The sequence below is a fragment of the Stenotrophomonas sp. 169 genome, assembly GCF_014621775.1.
In the GTDB taxonomy this organism is placed as follows: domain Bacteria; phylum Pseudomonadota; class Gammaproteobacteria; order Xanthomonadales; family Xanthomonadaceae; genus Stenotrophomonas.
The window spans coordinates 1,294,435-1,309,042 of sequence record NZ_CP061204.1; the positions used below are offsets into that span (position 1 = coordinate 1,294,435).

Here is a 14,608-nt window from a genome sequence, read left to right on the forward strand (position 1 = left end):
CATGCTGGGTAAGCTCTCTATTGAGTCGATCCCCCACGATCCGATCGTCCTGACGACGTTGATCGGCGCGATGCTTGGCGGTCTGGGCGTTGTTGCCCTGATCACCAAGTTCAAGCTGTGGGGCTATCTGTGGAAGGAGTGGTTCACCTCGGTGGATCACAAGAAGATCGGCGTGATGTACCTCATCGTCGCCTTCGTCATGTTGCTGCGTGGTTTCTCCGACGCGATCATGATGCGTACCCAGCAGGCGCTCGCCGTCGGCGGGTCCGAAGGCTACCTGCCGCCGCATCACTACGACCAGATCTTCACCGCCCACGGCGTGATCATGATCTTCTTCGTGGCGATGCCGCTGATCACCGGCCTGATGAACCTGGCCGTGCCGCTGCAGATCGGTGCGCGCGACGTCGCGTTCCCGTTCGTGAACTCGCTCAGCTTCTGGCTGTTCGTGTCCGGTGCGGTGCTGATCATGCTGTCGCTGTGGATCGGTGAGTTTGCCGCTACCGGCTGGCTGGCGTTCCCGCCTTTGTCTGGCATCGAGTACAGTCCAAGCGTCGGCATGGACTACTACATATGGGGTCTACAGGTCGCAGGCCTGGGCACCACGCTGAGCGGCATCAACTTCTTCATTACCATCCTGAAGATGCGTACGCCCAGCATGAAGCTGATGCAGATGCCGATCTTCACCTGGACGGCGCTGATCACCAACATCCTGATCGTCGCCGCCTTCCCGGTGCTGACCATCACCTTGGTGCTGCTGACCCTGGACCGTTACCTGGGTACGCATTTCTTCACCAATGACGGTGGCGGCAACGCCATGCTGTACATCAACCTGATCTGGATCTGGGGTCACCCGGAAGTCTATATCCTGGTGCTGCCGGCCTTCGGCGTGTTCTCTGAAGTGATCGCCACGTTCTCGCGCAAGGCGTTGTTCGGCTACAAGGGCATGGTGTACGCCACGGCCGCCATCGGCGTGCTGTCCTTCATCGTGTGGCTGCACCACTTCTTCACCATGGGCTCGGGTGCCAACGTCAATGCCTTCTTCGGCATAACGACGATGATCATCTCCATTCCCACCGGTGTGAAGATCTTCAACTGGCTGTTCACCATGTTCCGCGGTCGCGTGCACTTCACCACTCCGGTGTTGTGGACCATCGGCTTCATGATCACCTTCGTCATCGGCGGCATGACCGGCGTGATGCTGGCGATCCCGGCCATCGACTTCGTGCTGCACAACAGCCTGTTCCTGATCGCCCACTTCCATAACGTCATCATCGGCGGCGTGGTGTTCGGCATGTTCGCCGGCATCACCTACTGGTGGCCGAAGATGTTCGGCTACAAGCTCAACGAGTTCTGGGGCAAGTGTGCGTTCTGGTGCTGGTTCATCGGCTTCTATGTGACCTTCATGCCGATGTACGTGCTGGGCTTCATGGGCATGACCCGTCGCCTGCAGAGCACGGTCAACCCGGCCTACGAGCCGCTGCTGCTGATCGCTGCGGGCGGTGCCTTCATCGTCGGTGCCGGCATCCTGTGCCAGGTCATCCAGATCTTCATCTCGGTCCGCGACCGCAAGAAGAACATGGACCTGACCGGCGATCCGTGGGATGCCCGTACGCTGGAGTGGGAAACCTCTTCGCCGCCGGCCTTCTACAACTTCGGTACGCTGCCGCAGGTCACCGAGCTGGACGATTTCTGGGCCCGCAAGCAGCGCGGTGAAGCCTGGCCGAAGCCGGCCAAGTACACCGACATCCACATGCCGCGCAACACCGGCACGGGCGTGGTCATCGGTGCCTTCAGCATGGTGTTCGGCTTTGCGATGATCTGGCACATCTGGTGGCTGGCGATCATCGGACTGGTCGGCATGATCGGCACGTTCATCTACCGCACCTTCGACAAGGACGTGGACTACTGGGTCCCGGCTGCCGAGGTGGAGCGCATTGAAAACGAACACCGCAAGCACCTGGTTGCCCAGGGTCTGGTGAAGTCGGAGCTGAAGGCATGAGCACCCATACCCCTACCGTGAACCACGGGCACGCCGCACACGCGGCGGCCCATGGCCATGACGACCACGAGCACCACGACACCGGCGGCAACACCGTCTTCGGTTTCTGGGTGTACCTGATGAGCGATTGCCTCATCTTCGCTTCGCTGTTCGCCACCTACGTGGTGCTGGTCGGTGGTACCGACGGCGGCCCCGGCCCGGGCGATCTGTTCGAGCTGCCGTTCGTCGCGTGGGAAACCGCGCTGCTGCTGACCTCCTCGCTGACCTTCGGCCTGGGCATGATCGCCATGCACAAGAACAAGGTCGGTCAGCTGTACCTGTGGCTGGGCATCACCTGGCTGCTGGGCTTCGGCTTCATGTGCATGGAAGTGTGGGAGTTCAACCACCTGATCCATCAGGGCTACGGCCCGGACCGCAGTGCCTTCCTGTCGGCGTTCTTCGCCCTGGTCGGTACCCACGGCCTGCACGTGAGCGCGGGCCTGTTGTGGCTGCTGGTCATGTTCATCCAGGTCAAGCAGAACGGCCTGACCCCGACCAACAAGACCCGCCTGGCGTGCCTGAGCCTGTTCTGGCACTTCCTGGATCTGATCTGGATCGGCGTGTTCTCGGTCGTCTACCTCAACGGAGCGCTGTAATGGCACATGACAACGCACACGACCACGCGCATGGCACCGGCGGCGAGAGCCACGGCAGCGTCAAGTCGTACCTGATCGGCTTCGTGCTGGCGGTGATCCTGACCGTCATCCCGTTCTGGGTGGTGATGTCGGGTGACTTCTCGCGCACCGTCAGTGGTGTGGTGATTGCCGTATCGGCGGTCCTGCAGATGCTGGTCCACCTGGTGTTCTTCCTGCACCTGGACCGCTCGTCGGAGAGCCGCTGGAACGTCAACGCGGCGGTGTTCACCGTCGTGGTGATCGGCATCATCGTCGCCGGCACCCTGTGGGTCATGCACAACATGAACGTGCACATGATGCACTGACGTCCACTCGACGTTGCCGCAGAACGCGAAAGGCCACCCCTCGGGGTGGCCTTTTGCTTTGGGTGATGCGCTTCATCGGTCTGGGACGAGCAGCCGACTGAAGTCGGCTCTACCGTGCACGGTGCCTGGTGTGTTCATCGGTAGCGCCGAGCCATGCTCGGCGAGCGCAGCGGCCCGGTGGCTTATCCCACCTTGCGCAGGAAATCCTCGGCGGCCATCGGCCTGCCCAGGTGATAGCCCTGCAACTGGTCGCAGCCCAGGTTGCTCAGGTAATCGCGTTGGCCCGCCGTCTCCACGCCCTCGGCCACCACTTTCAGCTGCAGCGAACGGCCCAGCGCCACGATCGATGACACGATGGCCGCGTCTTCCGCGTTCTGCTCCAGGTCGCGCACGAAGGCGCGGTCGATCTTCAGTTCGGTCGCGGGCATGCGCTTTAGGTACAGCAGGCTGGAATACCCCGTGCCGAAATCATCGATGGAGATCCGCACGCCCAGCCCGGTCAACGCATTGAGGATCTGCAGGCTGGTTTCCACGTTCTTCATCGCCGTGGTTTCGGTGATCTCCAGCGTCAGCCGGTCCGCTTCCAGGCCGTGCTTCTGCAGCGTCTCCTTCACCGTTTCCACCAGGCCGGGGGCGGCGAACTGCAGCGGGGACAGGTTCACTGCCATCGTCCAGTGCGGATGGCCGGCGTCGTGCCACGCACGCAGCTGCGCACAGGCCTGGTCCAGCACCCAATCACCGATCGGCAGGATCAGCCCGCTGCGCTCTGCGATCGGAATGAAGACATCCGGTCCCAGCATCCCCAGCTCCGGGTGCTGCCAGCGCAGCAGGGCCTCGGCGCCCACGGCCGGTGCGCCGGAGGCCATGAACTTCGGCTGGTAGTGCAGCAGCAGCTCGCCGCGGTCGGTCGCGCGGCGCAGGTCCTGCAGCAGCCGCAACTGGCGGTTCGCACTGACCTGCATCGACGGCGTAAAGAACGTATAGCCGTTCCGTCCGCCTTGTTTGGTGTGGTACATCGCCGCATCGGCGTTGGCCATCAGCTGGCGCTCGTCGTTGGCATCGTCGGGATACAACGCAATGCCCAGGCTGGCAGTGACCTGCAGTTCGGCCGACTCGATGCTGAAGGGTTTGCCCACTGCGGCAATGATCCGCTCTGCCACCACCACCGCATCGTCCGGTTCGTCGACGGGCAGCACGATCACGAACTCGTCCCCGCCCAGGCGCGCCAAGGTGTCCTGCGGTCGCAACAACGAGCCGATGCGCTGGCTTACTTTCACCAGCAGGCGGTCACCCAGTTGGTGGCCGTAGGCGTCGTTGACGGTCTTGAAGCCGTCCAGGTCGCAGAACATCACCGCGACGCCATGGTGGCGGCGACGTGCCTTTTCGATGGACTGTTCGATGCGGTCCTGCAGCAACGAGCGGTTCGGCAGCTGGGTCAGCGGGTCGTGCAGGGCGGCCTGCAGCAGCTTGTCATTGGCGCGTTCCAGCGACTCGGCCAGCAGGCCGGTGCGTTCGCGCATCTGCCGGTCGAACAGCGAGGCGACCAGCGCGATGCCGATGGTGCCCAGCGTGGTGACGATCACCAGCACTGCCAGCCACTGCGCATCAATGCCGCCATCGATCACCGCGCCGCACAGGCTGTCGGCGGGGAAGCGGGCGGCGGCCATGCCGGTGTAATGCATGCCGACGATGGCCACGCCCATCACCAGCGAGGCCAGACCACGCAGGCTGCGGGTGTTGCGCCGCTCGGCGCGCAGGCGGAAGGCGATCCACAGCGCCGCACCGGCGGCCCCGATGGCGATCAGGATGGAGGCGGTGAACCACAGCGGGTCGTAGTCGATGCCCGGCTGCATGCGCATCGCCGCCATGCCCAGGTAATGCATGGTCGCAATGCCCAGCCCGAGCAGCACCGCGCCGGCGACCAGGCGGTGGGTCGGCAGCAGCGGGCGTGAGACCAGCCACAGCGCGTACGCGGAAGCGCCCACTGACACGGCAAGCGAATAGAACGTGATGGCCAGGTCGTAGCCGATCGGGATGGGCAGCTTGAAGGCGAGCATGCCGATGAAGTGCATCGACCAGATGCCCAGGCCCATTGCCGTCGCGCCGCCGGCCAGCCACCAGCGCGCCACGCGCCCCTGGGTTGTCGCGAGTCGTCCGGCCATGTCCAACGCGGTATAGGACGCAAGGATCGCGACCAGCAGCGAGAACAGGACGAGGCTCTGGCTGTAGCTGCCAGTCATGGGGAATCCTTGGGAAACGTGGGGGTGCGGGCAAGGCGGCGCGTATCTTATCGACCGGTCCGGCTTCAACCTGAGCGTGGCCTCACACGACGGGTCAGGTGACGGTCAGGTCGCCCGGTCGCAGCACCTGCGACGGCGCTCGGCTATGCTCGCCGTCCAACGCGCAATCGGAATCATCATGGCCAAGAGCCGTACCGCCTACGTCTGCAGCGAATGTGGCGCCGACTACAGCAAATGGCAGGGTCAGTGCACCGAGTGCAAGGCCTGGGACACGCTGTCGGAGATCGTCGTGGAAAGCGCGGCCGCTGCCGGCGCACCGGCGTCACGGCGCAGTGGCTGGGCCGGCAAGATCGACCCGCCGAAGGTCACCGCGCTGAAGGACGTGGCGCAGACCGACCACATCCGGGTCAGCACCCGTATCGGCGAGTTCGACCGCGTGCTCGGCGGCGGCCTGGTGGAAGGTGCAGTGGTGCTGGTCGGTGGCGATCCCGGCATCGGCAAGTCCACTCTGTTGCTGCAGGCGGTGGCCCTGATGGCGGCCGAGTTGCCGGTGCTGTACGTCACCGGCGAAGAATCGCTGGCACAGGTGGCCGGCCGTGCGCACCGTCTGGAACTGCCGCTGGAAGGCGTCAACGCGCTGGCCGAAACCTGCGTGGAAACCATCCTGCAGCATGCCGGGAAGGCCAAGCCGCGGCTGATCGTGGCCGACTCGATCCAGACGCTGTGGACTGAATCGCTGACTGCCGCACCGGGGTCGGTCAGCCAGGTGCGGGAGAGCGCCGCGCGGCTGGTGCGCTTTGCCAAAGAGACCGGCACGGCCGTGTTCCTGGTCGGGCATGTCACCAAGGAGGGCGGCATTGCCGGGCCCCGCGTGCTGGAGCACATGGTGGATGCGGTGCTGTATTTCGAGGGCGAGAGCGGCAGCCGCTTCCGCCTGCTGCGGGCGTTCAAGAACCGCTTCGGCGCGGTCAACGAACTGGGCGTGTTCGCGATGGGCGACAAGGGCCTGAAAGAGGTCTCCAATCCGTCGGCGATCTTCCTGTCCGGCGGCAGTACGCGCCAGCCCGGTTCCTGCGTGATGGTGACCCGCGAGGGCACCCGCCCGTTGTTGGTGGAGGTGCAGGCACTGGTGGACTCCTCGCCGCTGTCCAATCCGCGCCGCGTGGCGGTGGGGCTGGAACAGAACCGGCTGGCGATGCTGCTGGCGGTGCTGCACCGCCACGGTGGTGTGGTGGTGGGCGACCAGGACGTGTTCGTCAACGTGGTCGGCGGCATCCGCGTGCAGGAAACCGCGGCGGACCTGCCGGTGCTGCTGGCGGTGCTGTCGTCCCTGCAGGATCGCGCGCTGGCGGAAAAGACCATCGCCTTCGGTGAGGTCGGTTTGTCCGGCGAGATCCGTCCGGTGCCCAATGGCGAAGACCGCCTGCGTGAAGCGGCCACCCACGGCTTCAAACGCGCCATCGTGCCCAAGGCGAACGCGCCGAAGGGCGGGGCAGTGAAGGGCATGGAAGTGATCGCCGTGGAGCGGCTGTCCGAAGCGCTGGAGGCTGCTGCGCAGTAGCGGTAATGCGTGGCATACGACCCGCTGCGTCAGCGGGTCGTATGCCCGAATACCAGTTCGATCACGAACTGGCTGCCGAAGAACGCCAGCAACAGCAGCAGCATCGCGCTGAGGGTCCAGTGCACGGCCTTCAGCCCGCGCCAGCCGTAACGGCGACGGCCAATCAGCAGCACACCGAAGACCAGCCACGAGAGCACGCTGAGCACCGTCTTGTGCACCAGCTTCTGTGCCAGCAGGTCATCAACGAACAGCACGCCGGTGACCAGCGTCAGGGTCAGCAGGGCGAAGCCCACGGTGATCACCCGGAACAGCAGTGATTCCAGATCGGCCAGCGGCGGCAGGGCGCGCAGCCACGGACGGAACTCGCGGCGGCGCAGGGCGCGTTCCTGCAGCCACAGCATGATGGCCAGCAGGGCGGCGATGCTGAGCGTGGCGTAGGACAGCAGGGCCAGCCAGGCATGGCTGGCCAAGCGCCAGCCCAGCTCCCGGCTTGGTTCGTGTCCATAGCCGTGATACGCGGCCAGCAGCAGCGCGGCCAAGGGGAACACGACCACGCCGAGCGCCGCCATGCGCCCGCGCGCACCGACCAGCGAGGTCAGGCCGGCCATGCCCAGGCCCACCAGTGAGAGTGCGGCAAAGAAGTGCATGTCCGGACCGCCGGCATTCTGCAGCGCCACCTGCACGTGGTAGCCAGCATGCAGCAAGGTGGCCGGCACCGCCGCCCACACCCAGCCGCGACCGGGGCGGGGCGCATCGCTGCCGACCGCGCGCACCAGCATCACGGAAGCGGTCAGATAGAGCAGGGCAGCGATGAGAACGATTGTCATCGTAGAAGTTTCGCACACCCCCAGCACAGTAGCGACGACCCGTCGGTCGCACCCGGGGCGGCGGCACCGAGGCCCCGAACCCCGGTAGCGCCGACGCATGGTCGGCGAGCGCGAAGCGCGGCCTGCGTCAGGCACCACAATCCCGCACAGCGTCCGCCAAGCACGGCCCGGCGCTACCGGTCCCGTTTCCCGGACCGGCTATACTGTATGCCTCATTGTTCCCCGTTCCAGACAGGTTGCATCGCATGTTCGAGTCCCTGACCCAGCGCCTTTCCGGCACCATCGAGCGCCTGCGTGGCCGTGGCCGCCTGACCGAGGAAAACATCCGCGACGCTACCCGCGAAGTACGCATCGCGCTGTTGGAAGCGGACGTTGCCCTGCCGGTCGTGCAGGCCCTGATCGAGCGCATCAAAGAGCGCGCGGTCGGCCAGGAAGTGTTGAAGTCGCTGACCCCGGGCCAGGCGCTGATCAAGGTCGTCCGTGACGAGCTGACCGCGGTGATGGGCGCTGAAGCGAGCGAGCTGAATCTCAATGTGCCGGCGCCGGCGATCATCCTGATGGCCGGCCTGCAGGGTGCGGGCAAGACCACCACGGTGGGCAAGCTGGCCAAGCACCTGAAGGAAAAGCGCAAGAAAAAGGTGATGGTGGTGTCGGCCGACGTCTACCGTCCGGCCGCTATCGAGCAGTTGAAGACGCTGGCCGACCAGGTGGGGGTGCTGTTCTTCCCGTCCAGCGCCGACCAGAAGCCGGAAGCGATCGTCCGCGCGGCCATCGACGATGCGCGCAAGTCGTTCGTCGATGTGCTGATTGTCGATACCGCCGGCCGACTGGCGATCGACGAAGCGATGATGGCCGAGATCAAGGCCCTGCACGCAGCGGTCAATCCGGCGGAAACCCTGTTCGTGGTCGATGCCATGACCGGCCAGGATGCGGCCAATACCGCGAAGGCCTTCGGCGATGCGCTGCCGCTGACCGGCGTGGTGCTGACCAAGACCGACGGTGATGCGCGTGGCGGTGCTGCGCTGAGCGTGCGCCACATCACCGGCAAGCCGATCAAGTTCGTTGGTGTCAGCGAAAAGCCCGACGGCCTGGATGTCTTCCATCCCGACCGTATCGCCAGCCGCATCCTGGACATGGGCGACGTGCTGTCGCTGGTGGAGCAGGTTGAACAGCAGGTCGACAAGGACAAAGCCCAGAAGTTGGCCGAGAAGGTCGCCAAGGGCAAGAAGTTCGACCTCAACGACATGCGTGACCAGTTGGAGCAGATGCAGAACATGGGCGGCATCGGCGGCCTGATGGACAAGCTGCCGGGCCTGGGCCAGATCCCGGAGCACCTGAAGCAGCAGGTCAGCCAGGGCAAGGAAGTGCCGCGGATGATCGCGATCATCGGCTCGATGACCAAGAAAGAACGCCGCAATCCGGGCCTGCTCAACGGTTCGCGCCGCGCCCGCATCGCGCGCGGCTCGGGCACCCAGCCGTCTGACGTGAACAAGCTGATGAAGCAGTACATGCAGATGGAAAAGATGATGAGCAAGATGGCCGGCGGCGGCATGAAGGGCATGATGCGAAGCATGAAGGGCATGATGGGCGCCATGGGCGGCCGCGGCCTGCCGTTCCGCTGATCATCGCCCGGTGATGAGCGCGGTCTGGTGCAACGGTGAGCCGGCAGACGCCGCCGCGTTGTCCGCCGCGCTGGTCAATTACGGTCACTTCACATCGCTGCAGGTGCGCGATCGCGCGGTGCAGGGATTGGACCTGCACCTGCACCGTCTGGTGCAGGCCACCGGCACGCTGTTCGGCACGACGCTGGAGGCGCAGCAGGTGCGGCGCTGGATGGCGTATGCGGTTGAACACAGGGAGATGGCGGACGCTTCAATGCGGGTCACCGTATTCTCCCGCGCCTTCGATTTCCGCGAACCCTTGGCGGCCGTGCCGGTGGACGTCCTGGTGGCCGTGGGGGCGCCGGTGCAGTTGGCCGCCGTGCGCGCGGTGCGCAGCATCGGCTATCAGCGTGAGCTGCCGGCCCTGAAGCACGTGGGGACGTTCGGCCTGTTCCAGCAGCGGCGCGATGCCATGGCGGGCGGCTTCGACGATGCGCTGTTCCTGACCGCGGATGGTCTGGTCAGTGAAGGCACCACCTGGAATGTGGCATTTCTCGATGGCGAGCAGCTGGTGTGGCCGCAGGCGCCGGCCTTGCGCGGTACGGCCGAGGCACTGCTGCAGGCGCATTGGCAGGGGCCTCAGGTGCAGCGCGCCTATCACGCGGCGGAACTGGCCACGGCCACGGCGGCGTTTGCCTGCAACGCGAGCGGCATCTGGCCGTTGGGTGGCATTGACGGGCGTCTGTTGCCGGATTCCATCGCCTTGGCCGAACGGGCCCGGAGCGTCATGGCCGCCGTTGCCTGGCAATCACTGGACGAGCAAGCGGTGCCGTCCCGCCCTCCGGCCTGATAGCCCATTCAGCCCGGAAAGGTCCGCTGGGGTTGGCGCGGACGAAAGCTGCCGCTATAATCGCCGGCTTACCGCGCCATCCTGGCGACTGGGTTACATAGGAAAATACACCATGGTCAAGATTCGACTGACCCGCGGCGGCGCCAAGAAGCGTCCCTTCTACCACATCATCGTGACCGACGTCCGTAGCGCCCGTGATGGCCGCAACATCGAGCGCGTTGGTTTCTACAATCCGGTTGCCCAGGGCGCCGAGAAGCGTATCGAGCTGGACCTGGCCCGCGTTGACCATTGGGTCAAGAACGGCGCCCAGCCGACCGACAAGGTGCGCAACCTGATCAAGGAAGCGTCCAAGTCCCAGGCCGCTGCGGCCTGATCATGAAGGGCCGCGCCCCGCGCGGCCCGTCTGGCCTACGCAGATGAAAGATATCGAGCGCCGGATCCTGCTGGGCAGGGTTGCCGGCGCTTTTGGTGTGCGCGGCGAAATAAAGCTCGAGTCGTTTACCGAGCCACGTTCCGCCATCTTCAATTACCAACCGTGGATCGTGCGCAGCCCCTCTGGGCAGGAATCGACGCTGACCGGCGTGCGCGGACGCGACACCGGCAAGCATCTGATCGCACGGTTCCCCGACGTCGACGACCGCGATGTGGTCGAAGCGATGCGTGGCACCGAGGTCTACGTGGCCCGCAGTGCGCTGCCGCCGCCGAAGCCCGATGAGTATTACTGGGTCGATCTGGAAGGCCTTGACGTGAAAACCGTCGAGGGCGTGTCGCTGGGCCAGGTGTCGCACCTGTTTTCCACCGGCTCCAACGATGTGCTGGTCACCCGCGGCGACCGTGAACGGATGATTCCGTTCGTGCTGCCGGAGTTCGTCAAATCGGTGGACTTCGACGCCAATCTGGTCGTGGTCGACTGGGATCCCGACTTCTGATGCGGTTCGACGTCATCACGTTGTTCCCTGAATTCCTCGCCCAGTCCGCTGGGCTGGGCGTGGTCGGACGGGCACAGGAAAAGCAGCTTTTCAGCCTGCATGGCTGGAATCCGCGTGATTACGCCGAAGGCAATTACCGCCGGGTGGACGACCGTCCGTTCGGTGGTGGCCCCGGCATGGTGATGTTGATCGAACCGTTGCAGGCGTGTCTGGCGGCGGTGCGGGCGGCAGATCCGACGCCGGCGCGGCTGATTTACCTCAGCCCGCAGGGACGGCCGCTGACCCAGGCCAAGGTGCGGGAACTGGCGGCGTTGCCGCGGATGATCCTGCTCTGCGGCCGCTATGAAGGCATCGACGAACGTTTCCTGCAGGGCGAGGTCGACGAGGAAATATCCCTCGGCGACTACGTGCTGTCGGGCGGCGAGCTCGGTGCCGCCGTGATCATCGACGCGGTTGCCCGGCTGCAGGAGGGGGCGTTGAACGACGCCGAATCCGCCGCCCAGGACAGCTTCGAAGGGGAGTTGGGCCTGCTCGATTGCCCGCATTTCAGCCAGCCGGCCCAGCATCCACTGGGAAATGTGCCGGACGTGCTGCGGTCAGGCAATCACGCGGCCATCGCTGCCTGGCGGCGCCAGCAATCGCTGGTACGCACTGCACAGCGGCGGCCGGAGCTGCTGGACGAGACTGCCTTGTCCAAGGCGGATCGCAAGCTGCTGGAGCAGGGCAGGCAGGAGCTGGCCCGCCAGGTCCCGCCAACGGATCAAAACCCCTAGCGCGCTGGCCCCGGAGTGGGCTAGAATCGCGGATTACCTCGGCCGTTCACCGCCGACGTGCACTACACATAACAAACGTGCAGCACAGTCCAGTGACTGCATGAGCCCTACGTTGTCAATCGACACGCCCACCCGAACATACGAATCGGTGTAACCCAATGAGCAAGCTGAACAAGTCCATCCTCGCAGATTTCGAATCTGCCCAGATCACCCGTGAACTGCCGAAGTTCAGCCAGGGCGACACCGTTGTCGTCAACGTGAAGGTGAAGGAAGGCAACCGCGAGCGCGTGCAGGCCTATGAAGGCGTTGTCATCGCGACCAAGAACGGTGGCCTGAACTCCGCATTCACCGTCCGCAAGATCTCGCACGGCTACGGCGTCGAGCGCGTTTTCCAGACCCACAGCGCCATCATCGACTCGGTCGAAGTGAAGCGTCGTGGTAAGGTCCGCGCCGGTAAGCTGTACTACCTGCGTGGCCTGGAAGGCAAGGCTGCCCGCATCAAGGAAGATCTGGCTGCTGCTGCGCAGGCCAAGGCCGCGCGCCTGGCTGCCAAGGCCCAGTAATACCCGTCGACAACTTCGGTTGTCGCCGCAACGGCCGCCTTCGGGCGGCCGTTTGCGTTTGGGTGGCAGGAGCCGCTATGTTCGGGGGATGAATGCACAACCTCCCCTGATTCCCGAACATTACCCACCGCAGGTGCAGCGCGCCCTGCAGAAACTGGATGCCGCCGGTGCGAAACGCGCGATGTCCGCACCGCCCCTATACCGCCTGTTCTGGCGACTGGGCTGGGACGTGGCACCGCCGGTGCTGGCCAGCTTCGCCACCAACGTGCTCACCACCGGCCTGTGGTTTGGTGCCGGCTGGGGACTGGCGATGTGGCTGCTGTTCTGGCGCACCACTGGCATGACCGGCGCGACGATGGTGGCCGCGGGATTGCTGGCGGGGCTGTTGTTCGGCGTCTGCATGGCCTTGCTGCTGCGCTACCAGCGCCAGCGCCTTGGGCTCCCGTTGTGGAGCGAAATCAACCACTGAGATCGCGCCGCGCCCTGTGATGCGGCGGGGCAAATCGACGCGACGGGATGACTCGGCGCGGCGGGGCAAATCGGCACGGCGGGATGAATCGGCGCGGCGGGGCAAATCTACGCGGCGGGATAAATGGGCGTGGCGGGGATAAGTCGACGCGGCGGGATGACTCGTGCCTCGGTAGAGCCGACTTCAGTCGGCTGCTTTTCGATGGAGCAGCCGACTGAAGTCGGCTCTACCGGAGCTGGGCATGGGGCAGCCGACTGAAGTCGGCTCTACCCGGATCCGGATCCGGTGGGCGCGGGCGGTGGTGGCGTACCACCGGCGGCTCAGCGCGGTGGGGCGGCCGGGGACACCGCCGTCGGTGCCGCCATCTCCAGCGCGGCATCCGGGTCGGCGACCGGGGACGGCGGGCTGGCTGGGACCTCGGCGGGCGTGCCCTGCGCCGGGGCACCCATCATCCGCGCCTTGCGCCAGCCACCCCAGCGGTAGTACGCCAGCGACAGCAGCATCGACACCAGCGAACTGGCCGGGAAACTCCACCAGATCGCATCCACGCCCAGATAGGGCTGCAGCAGTTCGGCGAAGGGCACGCGTACGCCCCACAACGACCCGGCCAGGATCAGCAACGGCGCCAACACCGCGCCGGTGGACCGCACCACGCCGGAGATCACGAAGCTGACACCGAAGAACAGGAACGACCACACCGCGATGTGGTTGAGGTGGCGCGCGGCCTCCAGCGCCTGGCTGCCGTCCGGCAGGAACAACGCCAGCGTGTAGCGGTCGAGCAGGATCAGCGGGGCGATCAGTACGCCGGTCATCAGGAAATTGAACAGCACGCCCTGCCGCGCGGTGGCGCGCACCCGTCCCCACTGCAGCGCGCCCACGTTCTGCGCGGCCATCGACGAACACGCCGCGCCGATCGCCATCGCCGGCATCTGCACATACGTCCACAGCTGCAGTGAAGCGCCGTAGGCCGCTGCGGTATCGGTGCCGTACTGGTTGACCATGGTCATCAACATGATCATCGACAACGAGATCAGTACCATCTGCAGGCCCATCGGCACGCCCTTGACCACCAGCGCTTTCAGGATCGGCAGGTCCACTTTGAACAGCGCCATATCCTTGCGACCCAGCCACAGCACGTGGCGCTTGTGGCGCATGTACAGCAGCAACGCAATCAGCGACAGGGTCTGCGCGATCAGGGTCGCCCACGCGGCACCCGCGATGCCGAGCTCGGGCAACGGGCCCAGGCCGAAGATCAGCAACGGGTTGAACACGATATCCAGCGCGACCGAGACCAGCAGGAAGCGGAACGGCGTGCGCGAATCGCCCGCACCGCGCATGGCCGCGCTGAGGAAGGCGAACGCGTACAGCGTGGGCATCGCGAGGAAGATGACTTTCAGGTAGGCCTCGGCCAAGGGCAGCGACTCGGCCGGCGTGCCCATCGCGGAAAGCAGCGGATGCGCAAGGAACCAACCGGCCACCGCGATCACCACCGACAGGCCGATGAAGAAGGTGGCGCTGGTGCCCATCACCCGACGCGCCTGGCTGATGTCCTTGGCGCCCATGGCCTGCCCGATCAGGATCGTCGATGCCATGCCGATGCCGAAGACCGAACCGATCAGGAAGAACATGATGTTGTTGGCGTTGGCTGTCGCCGTCAGCGCGGCCTCGCCGAGGAAGCGCCCGACCCAGACCGCATTCACCGAGCCATTCAACGACTGGGCGATGTTGCCCGCCAGGATCGGCAGCGAGAACAGCAGCAGGTTGCGGCCGATCGGGCCGGAGGTCAGGTCAAGGGGCGCTTTTGCCATGGACTGGAG

General features: G+C 65.3%; 14 protein-coding genes. 11 read left to right on the forward strand and 3 right to left on the reverse strand.

Going from position 1 to position 14,608, the window contains the following annotated elements:
* Position 1 precedes the first annotated feature (1 nt).
* Genes cyoB through cyoD form a run of 3 tightly spaced genes read left to right on the forward strand, consistent with a single transcriptional unit; the run spans position 2 to position 2,978 of the window.
* Complete coding sequence (cyoB, locus tag ICJ04_RS05535; protein ID WP_188326543.1) at positions 2-1,999, forward strand: cytochrome o ubiquinol oxidase subunit I; 1,998 nt, start codon at positions 2-4, stop codon at positions 1,997-1,999.
* Positions 1,996-2,634, forward strand: coding sequence for a cytochrome o ubiquinol oxidase subunit III (gene cyoC / locus ICJ04_RS05540; protein ID WP_188326544.1), 639 nt, complete (start codon positions 1,996-1,998; stop codon positions 2,632-2,634). The genes cyoB and cyoC overlap by 4 nt, the downstream gene beginning before the upstream one ends.
* A complete protein-coding gene (gene cyoD / locus ICJ04_RS05545) occupies positions 2,634-2,978 on the forward strand; it encodes a cytochrome o ubiquinol oxidase subunit IV (RefSeq protein ID WP_188326545.1) in 345 nt (114 codons plus the stop codon). Before cyoC ends, cyoD begins: the two co-directional genes overlap by 1 nt.
* Before the next feature lie 182 nt (positions 2,979-3,160).
* Here cyoD and ICJ04_RS05550 read toward each other — a convergent pair whose 3' ends face one another.
* Complete coding sequence (locus ICJ04_RS05550; protein WP_188326546.1) at positions 3,161-5,218, reverse strand: bifunctional diguanylate cyclase/phosphodiesterase; 2,058 nt, start codon at positions 5,216-5,218, stop codon at positions 3,161-3,163.
* A 178-nt stretch (positions 5,219-5,396) separates the two neighbouring features.
* Here ICJ04_RS05550 and radA point away from each other — a divergent pair, with 178 nt between their 5' ends.
* Positions 5,397-6,779: a DNA repair protein RadA gene (gene radA, locus ICJ04_RS05555; RefSeq protein ID WP_188326547.1), complete on the forward strand. Its 1,383-nt coding sequence runs from the start codon at positions 5,397-5,399 to the stop codon at positions 6,777-6,779.
* Positions 6,780-6,808: 29 nt separating this feature from the next.
* Here the strand turns inward: radA and ccsA are convergent, their stop codons facing one another.
* Complete coding sequence (gene ccsA / locus ICJ04_RS05560) at positions 6,809-7,606, reverse strand: cytochrome c biogenesis protein CcsA (RefSeq protein ID WP_188326548.1); 798 nt, start codon at positions 7,604-7,606, stop codon at positions 6,809-6,811.
* A gap of 245 nt (positions 7,607-7,851) precedes the next feature.
* Here ccsA and ffh point away from each other — a divergent pair, with 245 nt between their 5' ends.
* From ffh to ICJ04_RS05595, 7 genes are all read left to right on the forward strand, one after another.
* Positions 7,852-9,228, forward strand: a complete 1,377-nt coding sequence (ffh, locus tag ICJ04_RS05565) for a signal recognition particle protein (protein ID WP_188326549.1) — start codon at positions 7,852-7,854, stop codon at positions 9,226-9,228.
* A gap of 13 nt (positions 9,229-9,241) precedes the next feature.
* Positions 9,242-10,057, forward strand: coding sequence for an aminotransferase class IV (locus ICJ04_RS05570; RefSeq protein ID WP_188326550.1), 816 nt, complete (start codon positions 9,242-9,244; stop codon positions 10,055-10,057).
* A 112-nt stretch (positions 10,058-10,169) separates the two neighbouring features.
* Positions 10,170-10,430: a 30S ribosomal protein S16 gene (gene rpsP, locus ICJ04_RS05575; RefSeq protein WP_188326551.1), complete on the forward strand. Its 261-nt coding sequence runs from the start codon at positions 10,170-10,172 to the stop codon at positions 10,428-10,430.
* Between the two features lie 43 nt (positions 10,431-10,473).
* Entirely contained in the window at positions 10,474-10,986 is a 513-nt protein-coding gene (gene rimM / locus ICJ04_RS05580; RefSeq protein ID WP_188326552.1) for a ribosome maturation factor RimM, read from the forward strand.
* Positions 10,986-11,759 carry a tRNA (guanosine(37)-N1)-methyltransferase TrmD gene (gene trmD, locus ICJ04_RS05585; RefSeq protein WP_188326553.1) on the forward strand — a complete coding sequence of 258 codons (774 nt, stop codon included), beginning with the start codon at positions 10,986-10,988 and terminating at the stop codon, positions 11,757-11,759. Before rimM ends, trmD begins: the two co-directional genes overlap by 1 nt.
* A 158-nt stretch (positions 11,760-11,917) precedes the next feature.
* Positions 11,918-12,322, forward strand: a complete 405-nt coding sequence (gene rplS, locus ICJ04_RS05590) for a 50S ribosomal protein L19 (protein ID WP_188326554.1) — start codon at positions 11,918-11,920, stop codon at positions 12,320-12,322.
* An 88-nt stretch (positions 12,323-12,410) separates the two neighbouring features.
* Positions 12,411-12,791, forward strand: coding sequence for a DUF6404 family protein (locus ICJ04_RS05595; RefSeq protein WP_188326555.1), 381 nt, complete (start codon positions 12,411-12,413; stop codon positions 12,789-12,791).
* 320 nt (positions 12,792-13,111) lie between these two features.
* On the opposite strand, the gene ICJ04_RS05600 is transcribed toward ICJ04_RS05595, so the two are convergent.
* Positions 13,112-14,599: an MATE family efflux transporter gene (locus ICJ04_RS05600; RefSeq protein ID WP_188326556.1), complete on the reverse strand. Its 1,488-nt coding sequence runs from the start codon at positions 14,597-14,599 to the stop codon at positions 13,112-13,114.
* Positions 14,600-14,608: the final 9 nt, after the last annotated feature.

Bases quoted from the DNA above. Each gene is read 5' to 3' on its own strand.
- cyoB (WP_188326543.1), top strand. From the start codon at position 2: ATGCTGGGTAAGCTCTCTATTGAGTCGATCCCCCACGATCCGATCGTC.
- cyoC (WP_188326544.1), top strand. From the start codon at position 1,996: ATGAGCACCCATACCCCTACCGTGAACCACGGGCACGCCGCACACGCG.
- cyoD (WP_188326545.1), top strand. From the start codon at position 2,634: ATGGCACATGACAACGCACACGACCACGCGCATGGCACCGGCGGCGAG.
- ICJ04_RS05550 (WP_188326546.1), bottom strand. From the start codon at position 5,218: ATGACTGGCAGCTACAGCCAGAGCCTCGTCCTGTTCTCGCTGCTGGTC.
- radA (WP_188326547.1), top strand. From the start codon at position 5,397: ATGGCCAAGAGCCGTACCGCCTACGTCTGCAGCGAATGTGGCGCCGAC.
- ccsA (WP_188326548.1), bottom strand. From the start codon at position 7,606: ATGACAATCGTTCTCATCGCTGCCCTGCTCTATCTGACCGCTTCCGTG.
- ffh (WP_188326549.1), top strand. From the start codon at position 7,852: ATGTTCGAGTCCCTGACCCAGCGCCTTTCCGGCACCATCGAGCGCCTG.
- ICJ04_RS05570 (WP_188326550.1), top strand. From the start codon at position 9,242: ATGAGCGCGGTCTGGTGCAACGGTGAGCCGGCAGACGCCGCCGCGTTG.
- rpsP (WP_188326551.1), top strand. From the start codon at position 10,170: ATGGTCAAGATTCGACTGACCCGCGGCGGCGCCAAGAAGCGTCCCTTC.
- rimM (WP_188326552.1), top strand. From the start codon at position 10,474: ATGAAAGATATCGAGCGCCGGATCCTGCTGGGCAGGGTTGCCGGCGCT.
- trmD (WP_188326553.1), top strand. From the start codon at position 10,986: ATGCGGTTCGACGTCATCACGTTGTTCCCTGAATTCCTCGCCCAGTCC.
- rplS (WP_188326554.1), top strand. From the start codon at position 11,918: ATGAGCAAGCTGAACAAGTCCATCCTCGCAGATTTCGAATCTGCCCAG.
- ICJ04_RS05595 (WP_188326555.1), top strand. From the start codon at position 12,411: ATGAATGCACAACCTCCCCTGATTCCCGAACATTACCCACCGCAGGTG.
- ICJ04_RS05600 (WP_188326556.1), bottom strand. From the start codon at position 14,599: ATGGCAAAAGCGCCCCTTGACCTGACCTCCGGCCCGATCGGCCGCAAC.